This window comes from Paracoccus sp. JM45, assembly GCF_003590715.1.
Taxonomy (GTDB): Bacteria; Pseudomonadota; Alphaproteobacteria; order Rhodobacterales; family Rhodobacteraceae; genus Paracoccus.
Map to the genome: position 1 here is coordinate 1 of NZ_QQVY01000027.1, position 20,738 is coordinate 20,738.

11 protein-coding genes and 1 pseudogene are annotated in these 20,738 nt (G+C 57.0%); 5 read left to right on the forward strand and 7 right to left on the reverse strand.

Annotated features, from left to right (window positions below; genetic code table 11):
* The 7 genes and pseudogenes from DWB67_RS16450 to DWB67_RS16480 all read right to left on the reverse strand — a co-directional run.
* The coding region (locus DWB67_RS16450) for an IS66 family transposase (protein ID WP_119808657.1) at nt 1–1,572 on the reverse strand (1,572 nt) is incomplete at its 3' end.
* 62 nt (nt 1,573–1,634) lie between these two features.
* Nucleotides 1,635–1,982 (reverse strand): IS66 family insertion sequence element accessory protein TnpB, encoded by a 348-nt coding sequence (gene tnpB / locus DWB67_RS16455; protein WP_119808658.1) that lies wholly within the window; start codon nt 1,980–1,982, stop codon nt 1,635–1,637.
* Nucleotides 1,979–2,359: a transposase gene (locus DWB67_RS16460; protein WP_119808659.1), complete on the reverse strand. Its 381-nt coding sequence runs from the start codon at nt 2,357–2,359 to the stop codon at nt 1,979–1,981. Before DWB67_RS16460 ends, tnpB begins: the two co-directional genes overlap by 4 nt.
* 81 nt (nt 2,360–2,440) lie before the next feature.
* Nucleotides 2,441–2,596: pseudogene (locus DWB67_RS16465) on the reverse strand (transposase); the annotation flags it as partial.
* Nucleotides 2,597–2,887: 291 nt separating this feature from the next.
* A complete protein-coding gene (locus DWB67_RS16470) occupies nt 2,888–3,148 on the reverse strand; it encodes a hypothetical protein (protein ID WP_119808661.1) in 261 nt (86 codons plus the stop codon).
* A 182-nt stretch (nt 3,149–3,330) separates the two neighbouring features.
* Nucleotides 3,331–6,300, reverse strand: a complete 2,970-nt coding sequence (locus tag DWB67_RS16475) for an SNF2-related protein (RefSeq protein WP_119808662.1) — start codon at nt 6,298–6,300, stop codon at nt 3,331–3,333.
* On the reverse strand, nt 6,300–9,266 hold the full coding sequence (locus DWB67_RS16480; RefSeq protein ID WP_119808663.1) for a hypothetical protein: 2,967 nt from the start codon (nt 9,264–9,266) through the stop codon (nt 6,300–6,302). Before DWB67_RS16480 ends, DWB67_RS16475 begins: the two co-directional genes overlap by 1 nt.
* 271 nt (nt 9,267–9,537) lie before the next feature.
* On the opposite strand from DWB67_RS16480, the gene DWB67_RS16485 reads away from it, so the two are divergent.
* From DWB67_RS16485 to DWB67_RS16505, 5 genes are all read left to right on the forward strand, one after another.
* Nucleotides 9,538–11,874 (forward strand): UvrD-helicase domain-containing protein, encoded by a 2,337-nt coding sequence (locus DWB67_RS16485; protein ID WP_147385961.1) that lies wholly within the window; start codon nt 9,538–9,540, stop codon nt 11,872–11,874.
* An 89-nt stretch (nt 11,875–11,963) separates the two neighbouring features.
* Complete coding sequence (locus tag DWB67_RS16490) at nt 11,964–13,838, forward strand: UvrD-helicase domain-containing protein (protein ID WP_119808665.1); 1,875 nt, start codon at nt 11,964–11,966, stop codon at nt 13,836–13,838.
* 5 nt (nt 13,839–13,843) lie between these two features.
* The gene (locus DWB67_RS16495; RefSeq protein ID WP_119808666.1) at nt 13,844–17,038 is read left to right on the forward strand and encodes a helicase-related protein; all 3,195 of its coding nucleotides are present in this window, start codon (nt 13,844–13,846) and stop codon (nt 17,036–17,038) included.
* A complete protein-coding gene (drmB, locus tag DWB67_RS16500; RefSeq protein WP_119808667.1) occupies nt 17,028–18,887 on the forward strand; it encodes a DUF1998 domain-containing protein in 1,860 nt (619 codons plus the stop codon). The genes DWB67_RS16495 and drmB overlap by 11 nt, the downstream gene beginning before the upstream one ends.
* Nucleotides 18,887–20,569: an NERD domain-containing protein gene (locus DWB67_RS16505; RefSeq protein WP_119808668.1), complete on the forward strand. Its 1,683-nt coding sequence runs from the start codon at nt 18,887–18,889 to the stop codon at nt 20,567–20,569. Before drmB ends, DWB67_RS16505 begins: the two co-directional genes overlap by 1 nt.
* Nucleotides 20,570–20,738: the final 169 nt, after the last annotated feature.

A 20,738-nucleotide genomic window follows, 5' to 3' on the forward strand; every position in this document is an offset into this window, starting at 1 on the left:
CCACGGCAGGAATTCGTCCAGCCGGTTGATCTTGTGATCGTGGATACGGTCGAGGATGTCTGCCAGATAGGCCAGTGGGTCGAGACCGTTCAGCTTGGCGGTTTCAATGACGGTCATTGCACGCGCGAGGGTTTCTGCACCGGTATCCCCTCCTGCAAATAACCAATTTTTTCGGCCGATTCCAATCGGGCGCAGGGCGCGTTCGGCCGGATTGTTGTCGATGGCCACGCGACCGTCGGCTAGGAACAGGCTGAAGGCCTCCTGCCGCGCGAGGCCGTAGCGGAAGGCCTTGGCCAGATCGCTTTTGCCCGGAATGCGCAGAAGCTGCTGTTCGGACCAGGCAAAGAAAGCCTCGACCTTGGGCAGACCGAGCTTTTGACGCGCCGCATAGTGGACCTCGGCGGACTGGCCGTTGATATCGCGCTCAATGTCGTAGAACTTGCCAATCCGGTCGAGCGCCTCGCGGGCGATCTCGGATTTGGTCGAGGTCCAGAAGTCATGGAAGTCGCGCCGCAGGTGGGCCCAACAGGCCGCCTCGCGCAGGCGCGGTTTGCCACCGGGTTCAGGCGTGTAGAGCTTGGCATACCCTTTGTATCCATCCGCTTGCAGGATGCCGCGCGCTTCGGCCAGGTGGCCAAGAACGTGCTCTTCTTTCCAGTCTGGCGCAAAGCGGTAAACAGCACCCGGTGGCGATGCCCCCGCCCAGGGACGTTGATCGCGCACATAGGTCCAGATCCGGCCTTGTTTGACACCTTTGCCCAGCCCCTTGTCGCGCAAAGAGCGATCCAGCACCCGGATCGGCGTATCATCCGCATGCAGCAAATCGCTGCCCATGATGTCGGCTTCGATCTGCTCAATCAGTGGTGACAGCGTCTTCATGGCACGGCCGCACCAGCCGACAAGCGTGCTTTCGGGAATGTCCGCCCCCATGCGGGCGAAGATCTCATGCTGGCGATACAAAGGCAGGTGATCGTCGAACTTCGAGACCAGAACATGTGCCAGCAGGTTCGGCCCGGCCATACTTCCCGGGATCGGGCGGCTGGGAGCTGGCTCCTGCACCATCCGCTCACAACGGCGGCAGGACTTCTTGATCCGGGCGATCTGGATCACCTTCATCTGGGCGGCGATCATGTCGAGCAATTCACTGACATCCTCACCCACCACGCGCAGATCGCCGCCACAGTCCGGGCAACAGGCACCGGGGTCCAGCTCACGACGCTCGCGCGGGGTCGCATCCGAGACACGTGGCCGACGCCGCAAAGCGGGTGCATCGGCAGCTACCGGTGACGGTTCATCCTGCCCTTCATTGATGGGGCCTTCATCGCCTTCAGCCACCGCGACCAATAGGTCTTCCAGCGCCAGTTCCAGTTGTTCGATCTCGCGCTCGATCTTTTCCGAAGATTTGCCAAAGGCCAGTTTCTGCAACTTGGCGATCCGCAGGCGAAGCGCCTGAACCAGCTGGTCATGAACGCGCAACGTAGCCGATATTTTGGCATTCTCCGCTTGCAAAACCGCGATCATCGCCTTCAAAATGGCGGGATCATTGGGGAGGTTTTCGGCGTGTTTCGACATGCGCCTGACTACCAAAAGTCAGGTTAAAGCACCATATAAATAACGTAAATCCTAGCGCAAAATCACCCCACGCGCGCCGGCGGAGCGCCCCAATCAGGACGCCGCCAGTCGATCCCCTCCCACAACATCGCAAGCTGCGCCGAGGTCAGCCGCATCGCCCCATCCTTGGCGCTCGGCCAAGGGAAACGGCCCCGCTCAAGCACTTTGTAATAGAGGCAAAACCCTTGCCCATCCCAGAACAGAAGCTTGATCCGATCACCCCGACGGCCTCGAAACGCAAACACCGCCCCGCTGGTAGGCTTTTGTCGCAACACGTCCTGGGTCAGCGCCGCCAGCCCCGCGATCCCCTTGCGCATATCCGTGACACCGCAGGCCAGATACACACGCACACCGGTTCCCAGGCCGATCATGCCGCGTCAACCACACGGATCAACGCCGACAGCGCAGCAGGATCAATCGTGCTTTCAAAATGCAAACTGCGCCCGCCACGTAGGCGCAATTCAACAGCAACTGGAGGCGGTAGCTCAGCGACCGGGACCTGCGCCAACGGCACTCCTGCAGTCACGGGCATGTCCAGCGGCAAGAAAAGCGCACCGGCATCGGGCGACCACAAGCCTTTCTTCTTCAGCTCATGTCGCCACGCGTAAATTTGTTGTCGCTTAATCTCATGGCGCTGCGCAACCTGCGTCACGCTCACCCCGGCAATCCCAACCGACGCAACAATCTCAAGCTTGTCGTCGTCATGCCAAAAGCGTCGCCGCTCCGCCCCAAGAATTTCGCCACGCATCCCAGACCCCGTATAAGAGACGTCGCTAATGACGTCTTTAACGACGTCTCTTAGATCATCGCCCCAGCCTCAGGCAGGCGGTGCCAATCGCCCGGTTACCGCGCGCTTCCATCCGCTGATCATTGTCGGGTGAATGCCGTACTTTTTGGACAGTTCGGCCGTCGTCAGTTCTTCGCGGATGGCTTCCAGTGCCACCTTCGCCTTGAACTCCGCAGAATAGCGCTTTCGTTTCGTCATCTCAGGTCAGTCCTTCGTCAATCGCTAAAGCTTAGCAACTGGTCCAAATTCCTGCGACCACCTCTGCTGGTGAACTGCGACCATTGATCTAAGTTGATGGTCTCCGACAAACTCGGAGCGTTTCACTCAACTGAACTTCAGCGATCTGAATGATGCTGTGGTAGGCGGTCCTTGGCAACGGTTTAGGCCCCTCCCTCAACTGTCAGCGACGCAAACTTACATTATGGCAACCACCGATCTGGCCGCAGCGATCATGCTAAGTTCTCCTACGGATGCAGTACATACGGCCAACTAGTCGCGAACAATGCGCAAGCTCTTCGGCGAAACGAGTGATGCCCGCTTCCCGTTACTCACCATCCGCAGCGAGAAACCTGCGGAAACAAGCTCCGCAACCTCTTCCAGTGTTTTCGCGAAAACAGCATTTTTGCTGTGATGCTTTTCTGCCCCGAACTTCGGATCTCCGAGACAATAGCCTTTCGCACTCAATTCTGGTTCTTCAACTTCGCCATCCCTCGGTGAAACCCGCTCAATCCTGATCACTTTACCTGCCATTCCAAAGTTCTTTCCGTTACCACTTCCGCAAAAAATGCGTTAAAATTCAATTATTAGGGTGGGGCCGAGCGCGCAATGTATCCAGTAGCCATCGGAAGTAAAGAACTGGACATTCGCGAGACTAGGGTGCGGCAAGGCTATCACCAATAGGCGCTGAATTTTGGCTTAGGGAATGTTTTGGACTAGGTGTCAGTGATAAGCGCTAGAAAGATGCTAAAGGTCGGTGGAGACTTGGGAAGCATCCTTCCTGAACCATACTCTTGTATATAAGCTGATGCCTCGGCACTTATGACCCGCGCCATTGATAGTGAGCGCTCCAACGCTGCAACCTGACCCTGCCAAAGCTCCACTGGTCCACTGTCAGGCGGCGAGCTTCTACGACGTTCAAGTGCCAGTTCCCTGTTTAGAATCTCGGCCTGGAAGTGTACGAAGATCTGCATAGCGAGGTACTCAAGAGCGGGACGCGAGCGCTGCAAGGCCTCAGATTGATAACGTGTCGCCTCTATATTGAGTTGACTGAGCTGGCTAGACCTCACTGCGCGCGCAACTTCTGGCTTCTCAAGAACGGATCGCGGCGTTTTCCCTCGAGCCACTGCATTATTAGTCGACGACGTTAACGGCTGCAGGCAAAGATCAACTTGCTCAGTCGATAATCCGGTCCAGCCATCCTTCCCTCTGACTGAACCAATGCGCAACATTTGCGCCGGCACTTCAAGCCGCACCCTGCGCTGAATTGCACGCAACAGGACCTGCAAACGCCGACGGTCGGCGGTCAGCGACTTTCTTTGAGCTTCGGTCGGAGCTGACGCCAGGATCTCATTTGCAGCGGGCGACCAAAGTGGCGGCAGAAGCTCGTCGGGAAAGGGATCCAGACTAACGACAGTCGCTATTACGATCCGCCCGATATCCCGTGCTGGATGCCCTTCTGGAAGCCGCACGCTCGTCTGGATAACTGGCTTCGTGGGTCCAAACTGTTCCATGACGAAGTTCGAGTAACCGTGCACCAAAGCGTCATGCAAATCGCCCCCATGATCGAGAAAATGCAGTGGGCGAGCGGATTTCGAACCCTCGGCGGATCGCTCGCCTTCATCAGTGAAAACGCCCTTGCGCGGAGGAGCGGTAATTGCTGAACGCCGATAAATGAAAGGTACATGCCCCGTCATCCAGTTGTCCCGAGACGCTCTCGGCAGCAAGAATGGGCTGTCACCTGCACGCCCCCTCTCGCCAACTCCGTGGTACCAGATTGTCTGGAAGCCGTATCCGTCCTCTTTGTCGACACGACCTCCCACATCGAAATCGGTCGAACTCGAGATTGCCCTTAGCCATGCACCTATCGCGCGCTCTTCCTTGCGTATCGGCGTATCATTTGGACGCGCTCGATCATTCATCATTGCCGGAGCTGGGCACGGCTGCTCATGCCAACTTTTATATTCTGCCGACGCCCGCCTCACCGTGAAGGGATCAGCTGACGCAAAGCGAGTTTGCAGACCTGTACCCTTACCAGCGAGCGGTGATACGCCACGAGTTGTTTGGCGTTTGATTGCAGCTTGACCTAGTGAAGCTTGAACCTCAGTCAACTCGGACGGCGATAATGGAGGAAGAGGTGAATCGAAAACTCCAAGGGCCGAAACTAGGTCGGCAATTGCTGCTTCTTGCGAACCTTCAAGCAGGATCCGCCAAATATCAATTGTACGCTTAGCCCCCTTTCTATCACCTGTAGAACGGAGCCGGTCGACTCGACCGATCAACTGATCAATACTATCAACTTCCCAAGGCAGAGAGAAAAAGATGATGCCTTGTGCGACGTGATGAAGATTGAGCCCTGCTTGCACCCAATCCCCCACAAGTAACATGCGGCTGTCCCCGGACAGCATAGGAGCAAGTGTCTCTTGAATTTCTCTCAGGTTGGTCACGCCTTCGACGTCAGTCGAAGCGGGGCGACGCAAGACCGAGATCGCATCCGCAAGATCTGGAAAGTAGCGAGGCAACGCCGTCCTCAGCATGTCGATGGTCGGGTTGTCGCCACATACAATGATGAACGCCTTGTCCGGATCCTCGCCCCACTGAGCGGAGAGAATGTCGAGGAGCGCGTCCAGGCGGCTGTCTCCAGGGTTCTCGAGCGAAGCAATACGCGCCTCTTCCGCCATCTTGCCGAGAGTGCCGCCGCGCGTAGTCACTTCAGCCAAGACCGTACGCGCAGCCCTTGCGCTTCGCTGGAGAGCTTTGGCTGACGTCCATGCCGAACCTTGAAGTCCCTGCTCGGGATCGGCATCTTGGAGAAGCATATCGGCAATTTCAAATCGCAACCGCTCCGGTACCAAAGGCTGAATTCGGATTTCGTGGTTCCTTCGTTGAGGAAGGTATTCGCCCCAATCTGCGCGTCCGTTTCGTATTACCCGCCGTCCCGCCCCTGCTCGAACGAAGCCATTGGTTTTTTCGCGCAAATTTTCCAGGTTGCGTAACGCTAAAATGGCCTGCGCCTCGCGATCTTCCAGAATCTCGTCAAGCGGTCGGACCTCGATTCTGGCGCGAAAGGCAGCTTCAGGTTCGATCATCCGCAGAATGGGATCACGCCACGAGGGATCGCCAAGTCGGGGTGTGGCCGACAGTACCAGTACCTGTCGAAACTCGTCCGCAACTTGCGACACGACCTGGATTGCATCACGTGGCATGGTTTGCGGCTCGTCCACGATCAGCAAATCGAAGACAGTAGGATCAGCGCTAATAGTACGTGCTACCTGTCCAGTTCGAGTCATAAAATCACGCGGTCTGGCCAACGTGATTGGCGAAGTATCGTCATCGCTTCCGTCAATGGTCCCGGCTATCGCGGGCATTACATGACCACGGATCCAAGCCTCCTCTTGCCATTGGGACAAGAGATTATCCGGTGCGATCACGAGAGTTCTGTGCGACGGATCTTGCCATCGCAAGGCATTGATTATCATCAGTGCCTGAACTGTCTTCCCGAGGCCGACCTCGTCAGACAGCAAATGCCGAATATGGCTGTCGCCCAGCACCCGGCGTACAGTTGCAAGCTGATGAGGTAACGGGTCGGCGGCAACACCGAGAGCGCCTCCCAAGCCAATGCCAAGCGCGGATGTTTTGCGACGTAGAGCCTGTAGTCCGTTTATGAACCGCAGATATTGATCCATTACATTGGGCTCCCGTCGGGCATGTCCAATAGAGCCAGTTTTCGGCGGAGTGCAACGTAGCGGACAGCGCGACTGGTCTGTATGTCTGAAAGGCCCTTTGCCAGAAATCGGGGCCACTCATCTGCTTCGATCATCGCTCGCGGCGAAAGCCACAATTGCAGCATTGTCCGCAATTCGGCCCTACCAAGCCATCTAAGCCCCGGCCGCCGAAAGGCATCGACGTGGCATGAGTCGAGCAAATCCACAAGATCATCTTCGGTAAGTTCAGCATACCAAGTGTTCATCAGTGCCTTCCACCGCGCTTCTGGCAGGATAAGGTGCCTGAACATTGGTAGAAGCGGGATGTCCCGAGACCGCTCCAATGCCTTGCGCCATGTCGTCGGGGAACGGGCCATGTCGACTTCTTCGAATGCTTCACGCCCGCTGGCTTGTACGTGTCTACGCAGATCCTCATATGCATCGATGACAGCGAGATCGAGGTCGCCAGTAAGTTCGTCGTCCAATCGGGCCAGCGCGTCTGTTATATCGGGTACCGTTTCTCTCAGACGTGCGATCAGCCGTTCCCGAAGAAAAATCTGGTCCGAATTGGATTCGATCTCTGGCAGATCTTCGCCTGAAACGAGACCAAGTGCCTCAGCACTTCTCAAAAGTGCGCCGTGTTGAGACAGGATCGAAAGATCGATGCCGGATTCGAGCTTTCGCCATGCCACGCCACAGAGCAGGTCGATCAGTGTTTCTTCCAGAGCTTCAACAACCGACCAGCGTCGCCAGTTCCCGAATTGATCGCTCGCTTGGGCCAGTTGCCATGCAACATCGGCACGCGCGAGATCAATCAGGCCAACGCCGTTGTTCCGCGAGCTTGCCTCTCGCAAAAACGCAGGAATTGAGATGGAATCGGCTTCGTGCGTACCAATGTGAAACTCTGACCTCTCTGAGGTGATCAGACCTGACGCTAGCGCCCCGTGATCTGTGGCATCGGGGAGAATAAGTCGGGTGCTTGAAGGGACGATTTCTGACGTACGCGGGATCGGAGACTGCAGGGTTGCAACCATGGAAGGCAAAACCCTGCCATCTTCATTTGTACTGATCCAACGATCCACGTCAGTATCATAGTGAAATTCGCGGTGCATTGGAGGAAGCGAAATGCTGAGTTGTACAAGACCATGGACATCGACTGTCAGGCGCAGTTCGGAAAGGCCTGCGGAGCCTTCAGCCAGCTGCGCCCGCAGCGCTCGAATTAGGGGTGAATGTCCAGTTATTCGAGCAGGAAGTCGGTCAATGACACCCTCGGAAATTATCTCGGGTTCCTCGGCCGATCGGAGTCGTAGCCTTACTAGGACTTCCTCAAGATTGAGCGGTGCCGTAACCCTAATTTCCAAACGCCCAGCCTCCAGATCGGAGATGTTAGCGTTGGCGGGAAAAATACTGATCGACGCAGGCTCAAGGTCGGGTGGCTCGACAACTTCAAACTCAACTCGATCATGATCATCGCCATCTGCAGGTCCAACCCAGTGCCTACCTACACTAGGCTCAAAAACGGACCAGTCATCCTCTTGGAGCCGGAGCGTTTCGCTGACAGGCTGAACCCCGTCGAGCAGCAACGCTCGATGTGTCAAGCTCTGCGCGGCAAGTACTGGAACGCCACGCAGAAAACTGTTTTGAGCGCCAGACATCAGCAGACCGAGAAGTCGTAGCGACGGTGCCTTATCTGAAACCTTGAATCCTTTTCGTCGCAGCAGTTCGACATCAGCTCCCAAAGATGTCTCAAGCCAACGAAACTTTGGCGTGCCATCGTGGTCGATCCGCAGTAATTGGAGCATTGAGGCATTTGGAGCAAGGGCTTCGTCCGGAAAGATGGTGCGGGCAGTCCGTTCGCCCCGCTCGATGAGGAAGAAAGCCGATTGCAGAGGCTGCAAACTCTCAAGCGCCCCACAAGCGGGACCTTGCTCGACATGTGCTGCATCACCACGAGATAGAGGGTCGGTAGGCATTCCGGTGAACTTACCAAGCCTGATTTCCCCACCGGCGAGAAATGAACAGAGCGCGATGGTCTGATCGCTTCCTGCAGCCCTTATCCGGTCTCCCTGAATACGCAACGCGGCGATCACCTCATCACGCGATTGGGACGGCAGCGCAGGCCCTCTGACCAGAAGCTGCTTTGGCACGCTGTCAACAAGCGTGATTACGAATTGAGACGGCACAATTGCTGTAACACGAGCTGATCTTCTTGCTGCAGCCTTGCGCGCTTCCGAAATTGCGCGATGTGAACTGAGGTCTTTCCTTATGTCATTGTCAATCCGCTGCAGAATACCCTGAGAAAGCCAGCCTTCTGCATCTGGCGCAAGAAGACGCCGCATGACCTCTGCAGCAATATCTTCCTGCTGCAACCAGTACTCAAAGCGACGACTGGCGTGCCCGGCAGCCAGCATTTTGAGATACTCAAGCAGGCCATCCATGTTTTCCGCCGAGATCCCCGCTCTAACGGATCGTCTCAGGGCATCCGTCAACTGCGGCTGTATCTCCAGCGGAACTAGCGCGTTGCCAATCGGCCAAGCAATATGCGGGAAATGACGCTCCCAAGGACTGTCACTCGGCCTTGCCAGTCGAAAACTCCGATGTCCCAGATCAAACAAGCGGGACAATCCTGAACGGAACGCCGACCCAGCTTCCACGCCGAGCCCCTGAGCCAAGACCGGCCAGAAATCGGTACCCGTTCCACGGTACCGATAACCCACCTCAGTGGCCATGACGAGAAGTGGCAGATAGCTCCAGGACCACGCAGCGCCTTTTAGCTGGGGATCGGCTTCAAGCTGATCAGAAACTGCCGTTCTAAGCCCTTCCAGTGCGGCTTCGTCAAGGCCATGCTCAATTGCAAAAAGAGGAAGCTGGTCTCGCGCATCGGCAAGGTCTGCGAAATGATCAGCAAGTGCCTCATGTCTGTCTTTTAGCGCATTGCCGATATGCATTTGTATTTCCCGAACTCGCCACTCTGTTGCCGCGTTTTAGTCCCATAAAGAATTTCACGGCACGATATAAACGTGGCAAGGTTGACTGCTAAGCAATTGAACGTCAATCATCTTCCTGTAGTACTTTGCGAGGCAATCTGTGAATATCGAACCCACTTTGATCACCGGCCTTCGTATACCATCGGGGTCCGGACCTCGCACCAGAAGAGCGATTGCGGATCTGGTGCGCCGTGTCGTAAGCGCCCGCCGTGGCGTCAGTCGGATTGCTGTGGTGGAATGGGTTCAGCAGTTTGTCGAGGGACCAGACAGTTCGGAAGCCTCGGCACTCGTCGAAAGCGTGATCGATGTTCTGTGTGAGATCAAGGACGTCGGTTTCGGAAAGACGCTTGGCGAGCCAGTCCTCGTGGCTTTGCCCGTACGTCGTATCGCGCTGCCTGACGGCAAGGTCGTTGCTATAGGAGATCATCGTATCGTGAGCGGCACGGGTTCTGAACATCTGGTACCAGATGTTGATGAGACCGCGACCGAGACTCTGATCGATTTCCTCGACTCCTTCGAAGGCTCGGCTGTCTTGACCGGGGCACCCGCTCTTACTCCGAAGGGACGATGGACCGGCGATGGTGGGATGACTCCAGCGCTTCGCAGAGCGCTAACATTAAGCGGCGTGTTCGATCCTGTAACTTTGAAGTGGTCAACGAGCGAATTGAATGCCGCCTTCATAAATGATTGGTTTGGACTCGCGGATAATGTCTCAAGCACTGATGCAGGCTGGGATCCAGATCAGCGCAGGGTGATCGAGGCGGATTCGGAGGCCCGGCTTGTCGTTGAGGCGGGTCCCGGAACCGGAAAGACAGCCGTCGCCTGCGCGCGCCTCGCCTACCTGATCAACGAAGAAGATATCGAACCCAGCAATACCTGGATGATCAGCTTCACCAGAACAGCCGTGGCGGAAATCCGTGCACGGCTGCATTCCTACGTCGGCGATGCATCCTTTGGCATTCGGATCGCGACCATCGACTCTCATGCTTGGTCCATCCACTCTGGGCATGACCCGAATGCGAGGCTGACCGGATCCTACGACGAGAACATTACACGCGTCATCGAGCTGTTGAAGGCTGATGAGGACGTGGCAGACGAACTGGCGCAGATCGAGCACGTCGTCATAGACGAGGCGCAGGACCTCGTCGGCCAGCGAGCGGACTTGATCGAGGCTCTGGTGGATCGGCTGCCTTCGGACTGCGGAGTCACGATATTCGCCGACGAGGCTCAGGCGATCTATGGCTTCTCCGACGACAGTATCGGGCGTCAAAAAGGGGGAGTTTCAGAGCCCGGCAAGCCGCTGCTCGACCGCTTGCGGGGCGTGAAGGCACTAGGCTTCACGCCCCTTGTCCTGACGGAAATATATCGAACGTCCTCCCCCGGGCTTCGCAAAATCTTCTCTGAACTGCGGAGTGATGTCCTCGACAAACAGAAGCACCTTGGCGGATTGCACGTCGAGACAGCTGAAAAGATCCGGGCACTGGCCGACCAGCAAGGGCTGAAGTGGACGGAGATGAAGGTTGCTGACTTCTCCAGCGACGATCTTCTGCTCTTTCGAACTCGTTCCGAAGTCCTCATGGCGTCGCAGTTCTGTGATCTTCCCCATCGGTTGCGCCTGTCAGGATTCGGGGTAACGCTTCCGGCATGGTTGGCGATCTGTTTCGCGGACTTCGTAGACCCGTTTATCGCCGAGCGACGCTTTCTCGACCTCTGGGCGGCGCGCATCGAGAACATGGCGGCGCCACAGTACGGGTCGGGCGAAGCTTGGCGGCACCTCATGCGCGTTGCAGGACGCAAGGACGGCTCCGTCGACATGCAGAGGCTGAGGCGACGCCTTGGCCAGACCCGGCCCCCTGTCGAGCTGACTCTTCCCGAATACGGCCTTCACGGACCTATCGTTGGGACGATTCACGCGAGCAAGGGTCGCGAGGCGAGCAACGTCGTTCTGCTGCTGCCGAACGGCGCGGAGTTCGAGTGCATTGAGGACGAGATAGAAGAGGCGCGCGTGCTCTTTGTCGGTGCCACGCGTGCACGCGCATCCCTCATAGTCGGGGAGAGCAACGCCTTCAGAGCATCGACATTGCCATCGGGACGAGTTCATCGCTCGGCGAGAAACGGCAAGTCGACGATGGTCGAGATCGGTCGTGACGGCGACATCACCGCGCGGGGTCTCGTGGGCCGGAGTGAGTTTAGCCTTACCGACGCCTCGGCGGGTCAAGATTTTCTGGCCAAGGTCGCCGATGTGGTCACCACGTACAAATTGGAAGCCGATCCCGACCTCGATTGGCGCTACAGGATCAAGGCTGGTAGCGATGGTCCCTGTGTTGGCACCCTCTCGCGCAATCTCACGTACGACCTGTGGGAGATACTCGGGAACAAAAAACAAAAGAAAAGCCACAAGCCGCCCAGCTACGTGAACCATGTGAGAGGTCAGGGCTGTGCAACAATCGTAATGAGCCCAGACGACAATGAACTCGAGACATTGAATGAGCCTTGGGCTTCCTCCGGTTTCATCTTGGCACCAAGAATTGTGGCATTTCCACCATTTTTCTTTTTGGGCCGGAGGTAGTAATCATTCAGGACAAGACCAACGATGATGCCGCTGGATGCCGTAGACACATTGGTGACGCGGCTGAAGCGAGTGTTCAGGACCCAATTTTGAACGCGAGCACAGCAGTTGGAGCACGCCACTTGCTCACGGGCTGGGACGCCGAACAGATGCACGTGATCACTGCGGACAGTGATGCTCGGCTGATCGTCGAAGCAGGACCTGGTACGGGAAAGACGGCAGTCGCATGTGCTCGTCTTGCATACCTGATATCAGAAGAAGACATCGAGCCGAGCAAAATCTTGATGATCAGCTTCACTAGAGCAGCCGCAGCGGAAATACGTGCGCGCCTACACTCATACGTCGGAGAGGCATCCTATGCCATTCACAACGCAACAATCGACTCGCATGCGTGGGCGGTCCGATCTGGGCACGATCCCAAGGCCCGTCTGACAGGGTCTTACGATGATAACATCGAGCGCGTAATCGCATTGCTGATGTCCGACGAGGATGTGGCCGATGAGTATTCGCAAATTGAGCATGTCGTAATTGATGAAGCTCAGGACATTGTTGGCCGCCGAGCGGAACTGATCGAAGCAATGATTAGGCAACTGCCAACTGATTGTGGATTAACGATTTTTGCTGATGAGGCTCAAGCGATCTATGGTTTCTCAAAGCGCAATTCGAAGCGCGGCAATCATTTGAATCACGGATCGTTGCTAGAGAGGGTTCGCGCCAAAAAACTTGGACATTTTTCCGGCCTGCCTCTCCGGCAAGTTCATCGGACATCTTCGCCTCAACTCAGGACGATTTATTCGGACTTGCGCACCGAGTTGATGAAGTCGGAGTACCAGGTTCTAGAGCTTCGTGATTGGGTGGCGAATGCAATTGAAAGGCTTTCAGCCGGTGATTTTGAAAAATTCATAAATAAACACCCTGCGGATTCACCGCAAGACCTTCTCGTTCTATTTCGAAATCGGGCAGATGTTCTCGACTTCTCCCAAGATCAGTCGGATGCTCACGGTCTTCGCCTTTCTGAATATGATGCAGGGTTGCCAGCATGGCTTTCCCTCTGCTTTTCGCATTACTTAGAGGCCTTCATTTCCGAGAAGAAATTCCGTGAGCTTTGGTCTAGCAAAGTTGGCGGTCATGTTGGCGCCCTAGATGAGTCGCGCGCCGCCTGGTTGTCGCTCCTGAAATTGGCAGGTCGTCATGATGGGGTGGTGGATATGCTGCAATTGAGGCGCCGCTTGGCGGGTGCCCGCCCTCCAATCGAGGTGGCCAGATCTGAGTTTGGGTTGGAAGGTTTCACGCTGAGCACAATCCACGCGAGCAAGGGGCGTGAGGCGGATGTGGTGATCCTGATGATGCCCGAGGCTCGCAAGTTGCGGTCTGTCGAAGGTGTCGTCGAAGAAGCCCGTGTTTTATTTGTCGGCGCTACGCGCGCGCGGAAAGAGCTTTATGTTGCGCCGAGCAAGTCCCTTTGGAGCGAAAAGCTCGGTTCTGGACGCGTCTACTGTTCCAATCGAAATTCTCGAGAACAACAAGTGTCTGTAGAAATCGGACGGAACGGTGACGTCGAGCCGAGAGGTCTTATTGGTATAGCAGAGTTTAAGTCCGCTGACGCGTTAGCCGCGCAAGATCTCCTCGCAGCTGCCTCAAACTCTGTCACTGCGTATCAACTACAGACACAACCGGAAGGCGAGTCGCGATATGATATTTTCTCGAGTGAAGCTGGGACATCTGTTGGCATCATGTCAGCTTGCTTCTCGAGCGATATTAGAGAAATAGCGTCCAACTCTAGCAGCATGACCTATAAAATTCCTGACCGAATAGAAAATGTGAAGGCGCAGGGTTGTTCATCAATCGTGCTGGCCCCAGAAGATAGTAAGAATAAAGCATTGCACGAACCTTGGGCGTCGTCCGGATTTTTGCTGACACCTAGAATCGTAGCATTCCCATTTTACAAAACTGACCGGAGTTAGTGCTGATGCAGGACAAATCACAGGACAGGGATGTTGTCGCGTATCGGCTCGCCGAGGACTTGGTCGGGCCACGTGCAGAGAATGAGGAACTGACTTCGCGTCCATCAGATGTCTATCTCACCGGCATCCTGTGGCCCCAGCGCACGGCGATGTTGGGGGAGGATGATGATCGCCTCGGAACCGCAGGCGCAGGCTCGGGAGAAAATAGCGGCGGTGAGAACGATGCAGTCAGAACCGGATCTATCCAGAAGCCCTCCCTGGCGGGTGTATCGTTCAGCGTTGTTGCTTCTAGTGGCATAGCGCAAGTGCGGGTCACCTGCAGCTTCGCCACGTACAGGATCGAAAAGCGCGACGACGTCGACATCTGGGTTCGCCAACCGCATAAGGTCGATATTGCAGCCCTCGATCTTCCACCCGGCCCGACGCGCGGAATTGCGCTTGCCAAACACGGTGAAGGGCTGCCCAACGTCTCACTCAGTGTACGATGCATCAATGCCGGCGGGTCCGTTTTAGTCACTCTATCGCTCGTAAATTCGATAGTTCCAGAGCTGGACCGAAATGAAATCGAGGCCGCGTCGCTTTTCCAGACGACGCTTCGCATCGAACCCTGTGAGGGGACCCTGCTGGTGCCGAAGCCCCCTCGACGCGCGGCGTCGAGGCATCAAGGGAGGACCGATGGGACCGTTTCAGTCAGTGACGAGGAAAGCGGGGCTCTGCTATACAGGAACGTAGCAGAGTTTGCTGTCGGGCATGTCTGTTCCGCCGATTGGGAATCCTCGGACTATGCAGCCGGAACGCGCCCCACTGCACGATGGGTCGGGACGACGTGGCTCCCTTCAGCAATAGTGGAGGGCGTCGATCCGAATGGTCACGCCTTCTTTTCCGAGCTTGGGAACGAAAGCGGTGCATTCGATCCGCTCTCGGCCGAGGCACTTGCCTATGCCGATACAGCGGCCCTTCAACAAGGGCTGCAGACCTTCTGCGATGCCTACGAACGCTGGGTACGGGTGCAGCGGAAGCGCTTGGACGACGCGTCGGACGTGAGCCCAGAACTAAAGTCTGTAGCTGACGCGCATCTCGCCCAATGCGAGGAAGCGCTTGGGCGAATGCGGGCATCGGTCAACCAACTCGAGACCAATCCGCGCCTTCGGCGAGCCTTCCAACTGGCGAACCTTGCCATGCACTTGCAACATTCTTGGGACAGCTCCAAGAGCCGCCACGGCTCTTTGCGCTGGCGACCGTTTCAGTTAGGGTTCCTGCTCCTCAGTGCCCCGTCGTCGGTCATCCGCGATCACAGGCACCGAGGAGTCATGGACCTCCTCTGGTTCCCTACCGGCGGCGGCAAGACCGAGGCGTACCTCGCGCTGATCGCGTGCATTGCCGTGTATCGCCGCCTCTCAGATGATCCAAGAGACCACAGTGGTGTCTGTGCCCTCATGCGCTACACACTGCGCCTTCTCACGACCCAGCAGTTTGCGAGGGCCGCCGCGATGATTGTGGCCTTGGAAGCGATACGCTCTGGGCGCGTGGCGACTCCCGACGGCTTGGCACTTGAAGGCGACGAACCATTCTCGATTGGCCTTTGGGTTGGAGGGGATGCTACTCCCAACAAGCGCGCCGATGCATTCGCCTCCCTTCGAGGCTCTTCGGAGGTAGCGTCTCCAAAGCAGCTCGCAAGCTGTCCGGCCTGCGGCGAGAAATTGACTTGGTCGATGGCGAGCGCCACCTCTCCCGTTGATGCGAAATGCACGAACAATAAGTGCAAGATGAACGGGGTCCTGCCTGTCTTCACTGTAGACGAAGATGTCTACAACAATCGGCCGACGTTGCTTATCGGTACAGCCGACAAGTTCGCTCAGATTGTCCGCGAGAAGCGAACCAACGGCCTGCTTGGGGTTTCAGATGGCTCCCCGCCTGATCTCATAATCCAAGACGAGCTTCACCTTATCTCCGGTCCCTTGGGGACGATCGCTGGAGCATATGAGGCAGCTTTCGACCTGATGTTCGCCGCGCGTGGACATCGGGCAAAGGTCATCGGCTCGACGGCAACTATCCACCGAGCGTCGGAGCAGGTACTGGCACTTTTTGATCGCAAAGCATTCCAGTTTCCGCCGCCAGCGATCGATCACGACGACTCCGGTTTCGCGGTTCGTGATCGGCGGCCGAAGGCAGTGGGAAGGCGCTATCTCGGCGTCACGACGGCCGGTCGATCGGCAAAGTTCACCCTGCAGGCCGTCGCAGGCTCCCTGCTGCAAACGGCTTTCGGGGCATTCAGCGATGATGTTCGCCGGGACGCCTACTGGACGCTCGTCGGGTACTTCAACTCGCTTCGCGAGCTTGGCGGTGCGCTCGTCCTCATGCAGGACGACGTCACTGACAGTATCGCGCTATATGCTGACGCTCGCTCCGAAGAAAGAAGACCCCTCAGTAACGTCGAGGAACTTACATCCCGGAGAACGCAGGAAGAAATCCGTGGGATGCTCGACCTTCTCGACATCAAAGTTGGGCTTCCTGGCGCTGTCGACGCGGTTCTTGCGACAAACATGGTCAGCGTCGGCGTGGACATTTCCCGACTGGGACTGATGCTGGTCAACGGGCAACCCAAGACCATCGCCGAGTACATCCAGTCGACCAGCCGCGTCGGGCGTGGAGACGTTAGCGGACTTGTCGTTGCGGTCTTCAACAACGCCAAGGCGCGAGACCGTTCGCATTTCGAGACGTTCTGTAGCTGGCACCGCACCCTCTACAGGGATGTGGAGGCGACCAGCGTTACTCCCTTCGCATCACGGGCTCGCGACAGGGCGCTGCACGCGACGCTGGTTGCCGCGGTTCGCCACCTTGTTCCCGACATGCTCGACTCTCCCCGCATGGACGATGAAGCAGAAGACCTCGCGATGGGCCTCATCGACCTGATCGTCGACCGGGCGAAGCGGATCGATCCCGAAGAGACTGCCGTCAGGCAAGAGCTTGAACGCCTTCTCGACACATGGCGAGCAAGGTCCCCCACTGTCTACTGGAGCGACTACAAGGGGGGGAAATCCCTTCTCCAGAGCGCCGAGCGCGCAGCCGCTCGCAGGGCTGCCGGTCGCGATATCGGTGCTGCTTGGCCAACTCTCAACTCCATGCGGACCGTCGAGGCAGGAACCCCCTTCAGGATGGCCCCTGTCCTCAGGGCAAAGGATGATACACATGAAGAATGACCTTCAGGATCTGCGGCGAAGCGCAGTCGTTTCGACATTTGGTCCCGGCTCGGTGGTGGATTTCAGGGCGGGTGGAGGAGCCGTTTCGGGGATAGCAGCGGGACTCGAGGAATGGGACCGCTCCTTTCCTCCGGCTGGTCTGGCCCACCCGCAGGTCATTCGTGAGACACGCCTGCAGAAGAAACTTGGCGTGAAGGGATTCAGGACGCCCCCTGTGACCCTGGAACGTGGGAAGGATGACGATCCGGATACTCGGCGTCTCGTCGCTGTGCGTTTTCCAAAATGGCTACAGTGCCCCAGCTGCGATATCATCAAGCCGGAACGGCGATGGAAGAGCGATCCGGGCAAGGCCTATCGCTACTGCCCGACGTGCACGGAAAGATCCCATGGTGACAGCAAGGTCTTCGTCATCCCCGTCCGCTTTGTGATGGCCTGCAAGCATGGCCACGTCGACGAGTTCCCTTGGGACTGGTGGGTGGGGCACAGGCCGGATTGCGCGGTTTCGAAGCGGGAAAACCCAGAGCGTCACCCCGGTCTGATCCTGCGGTCCGAGAAACCCGGCCTCGCCGGCCTCATACTCAGATGCCCGAAGTGCGGCGCGCGCAGGTCTATGGACGGCGTTTTCTCGAAGAAGACTTGGGAACGCGGGCCGAAATGCCGGGGGCATAGACCATGGCTTGCCGATGGCGATGAAATTTGCGGCAAGGAGCAGTACGCAGTCCAGCGAGGTGCGTCCAACCTTTACTTTGCGGTTACGGCTTCAGCCCTCAGTATACCTCCCTGGTCCGACCGTCTTCAGGAAGTCTTAGGCGATTGGTGGAGTTCCCTTACGAATCTCGACGACCTCTCGAAGCTGGAGGAGTACATCGGCTTCCTAGCGAAGGGTGACCTAGAGAGCATCCTGAAGGAGTTGGAGATGTCACCCGCAGAACTGGCAGAGGCAATCCGAGCCCGCCTCACGTCGTACGGGCAGCTGCGAACCGACGATCTGCGTCCGGCAGAATATCGGCAGTTCGTCACCGAGCCAGGTCGCAGTCGGACCCCCGACATCGACTTCGAAACGCGACGAGAAACCGTATCCCCGGAGATAGCTCCATGGATCTTCAGAGTGGTGCGGGCTGTCCGACTTCGCGAGGTTCGCGCCATAAAGGGATTCACCCGGATCAATCCGCCCGGCGATCCGGATTCGCCCGAGGTGGCACGGCTCTCGAAGACTCCGCTTGAATGGCTGCCGGCGATCGAGGTTCGAGGTGAGGGCATCTTCCTCGCACTAAACGAGGAACGGCTGTCGACTTGGGAGATCCGACCTGATGTCATTGCGCGCGTCTCCGAGTGCGAGGTTCGACATCAGGCGGACTGGAAGGAACGCTATGGCGACGACGCAAAGCCGCCAAAGGCGATCACCCCGCGCTACATGCTATGCCACACCCTCGCGCACGCTCTCATGCGCCAACTGACGCTTGAGTGCGGATATTCCTCTGCATCCCTTCAGGAGAGGATCTATGCTGGGACCGGCGATGAGCAAATGGCAGGGCTTCTTATCTATACCGCAACACCGGACTCGGACGGGACGCTCGGCGGGCTCGAACGTCAGGGAAAGGCGGGGCGCATTGAGGGCATTCTGCAACGTGCGATCGACGCGATCGAGTGGTGCTCCTCCGATCCGCTCTGCATCACGGACATGATGCGTGCGGAAAACAGCTACTCTCATTCGGTATGCCACGCATGCTGCCTTGCGCCCGAGACGTCATGCGAAACGTTCAACAGCTTTCTCGATCGCGCGCTCCTGACCGGCGATGGGAGGCGCTCGGGGCTTGGGTTCTTTGAAGATTTGGTCGCGAGGGCGTAATGGCGATACTTTGGCCCAGAACTATCCCACGATCCATTCTGGAAGACTCGCGCCGCAGCGCTGAGGTGCGGGTATATAACCAGCTTGCAAAGGCTCTCGATGATAGCTTTTCGGTTTTTTATACGCGCCCTTGGGTCGGACTTGATCGCCTTGGCAACGAAATTGATGGCGAATGCGATTTCTTAATCGCGCACCCGACACACGGAATTCTGGCGATTGAGGTAAAGGGTGGCGGCATAGAGTTTGATCCCGAAAGAGATCAATGGATTTCTGTGGACCGCGGGAATTTTCCACACAAGATTAAAGATCCAGTTGCGCAAGCAAGGTCCGCAAAACATGAGATAAGAAAACGCCTAAAAAATTCACGTCGATGGAATCCGCGCTTTATTCACGAAGCACAAGGAGTAATTTTTCCTCAGTCCGAAAGGATCAAGGGAGATCTTGGGTCAGATCGTCCTCGCAAACTGTTCTGTTGCCAAGGGGAGTTCTACACCGATTTGCGCGGGTGGATTTCTCGCCGGATGAATGAGGGAAAGCGGCCCCAAAACTGCGAAGACTTGGGAAAAGATGGCATGGCAGCACTGGAGGAGCTGTTGGCCAAGCCTTTCAAATTGAGCTTTGTAATTGGGGCAGCTTTGTCAGAAGCCGCTGAAGACTTTCAGGCGCTTGAGCCCTCACAATATCAGATACTTGAGACAATTTCTGAGATCCCTCGCGCTCTTATCCGAGGTGGCGCAGGGACCGGCAAGACTGTGGTGGCGATCGAGGAAGCACTAAAATCCGCTGCGGCTGGACGGAAGACCCTTCTGACCTGTCACAGCCGCCCGCTGGCGACGAACCTCGAACGGAAGCTGAAAAATATTGAAAACCTCACGGTCGCCGGATTTCACGCACTTTGCGGGCACATCTCTCGCAAGGCTGGTGTCCCGCCGCCTTCGAACATCAGTGAACGGGAACTCTATGAAAGTGCACTGCCAAACGCGCTCTACCGCGCGATGGAAGTTCAGCCGGCACTCAAGTGGGACACGATCGTTGTCGATGAAGGCCAGGACTTCAGTACCGATTGGTGGATCGCAATCGATGCCTGCCTGAGCCACGGTGGACACCTCCGCGTCTTCATGGACAGCAACCAGAGGGTCTACGAGCGCGCGGGGAATGGCGTTCATGATCTGAGCGTCGTTCCGGTTCGGCTTTCCCGAAACCTCCGCAACACTAAGAACATCCACAGTGCCGCTTCGGTGCATTATTCCGGCCCCGAGATAATTGCGGACGGGCCCGATGGCCTCGAGGTCTCGTGGATTAATGCCGAGAATCCCGATGCAAAACTCGAAGCCGCATACAAGGAGCTTCGACGGCTCGTATTCAAAGAGGAAGTCGCCCCTGGTGACATAGCTGTGCTTGTCAATGGGCCAGCCGCCCGGACGGGCTTCCTCGAGAGAAGTGGCGGAACAAGCATTCCTCTGACAGATGCCGAAACCATGGCGCTCGAAGACGTGGTGGTGGATACCGTGCGACGGTTCAAGGGTCTCGAACGACCGGCAATAATCCTGATTGTCAGCGGCGACGAAATGGACGGCCGCGAGCTGGCATATGTCGCGTTCTCGCGAGCGCGGGCCTATTTGTGCGTGGTGTCATCCCAAGGCGAAACCAAGTGGCTATCGGAAGGGTTGCAGGACACCTGAGCACGGTAACCGCCCCATTGTTACCGCGGCGATTTAACTTTGATGCGTGCCGCCAGATCGGTGTCATGCACAAAGTCATCAAGGAACTCATGCCATGTTTTGTTGGTGATACGAGCGGCGCGGATCATTTCCGTCAGCTCTTCGATCCCGTCATCGGTCAGTGCGGTGA

What these genes read in the sequence shown, in the direction of transcription:
- tnpB (WP_119808658.1), bottom strand. Translation starts at nt 1,982, where the DNA reads ATGATCGGCCTGGGAACCGGTGTGCGTGTGTATCTGGCCTGCGGTGTC.
- DWB67_RS16480 (WP_119808663.1), bottom strand. Translation starts at nt 9,266, where the DNA reads ATGCATATCGGCAATGCGCTAAAAGACAGACATGAGGCACTTGCTGAT.
- DWB67_RS16470 (WP_119808661.1), bottom strand. Translation starts at nt 3,148, where the DNA reads ATGGCAGGTAAAGTGATCAGGATTGAGCGGGTTTCACCGAGGGATGGC.
- DWB67_RS16505 (WP_119808668.1), top strand. Translation starts at nt 18,887, where the DNA reads ATGGCGATACTTTGGCCCAGAACTATCCCACGATCCATTCTGGAAGAC.
- DWB67_RS16495 (WP_119808666.1), top strand. Translation starts at nt 13,844, where the DNA reads ATGCAGGACAAATCACAGGACAGGGATGTTGTCGCGTATCGGCTCGCC.
- DWB67_RS16460 (WP_119808659.1), bottom strand. Translation starts at nt 2,359, where the DNA reads ATGCGTGGCGAAATTCTTGGGGCGGAGCGGCGACGCTTTTGGCATGAC.
- DWB67_RS16475 (WP_119808662.1), bottom strand. Translation starts at nt 6,300, where the DNA reads ATGGATCAATATCTGCGGTTCATAAACGGACTACAGGCTCTACGTCGC.
- drmB (WP_119808667.1), top strand. Translation starts at nt 17,028, where the DNA reads ATGAAGAATGACCTTCAGGATCTGCGGCGAAGCGCAGTCGTTTCGACA.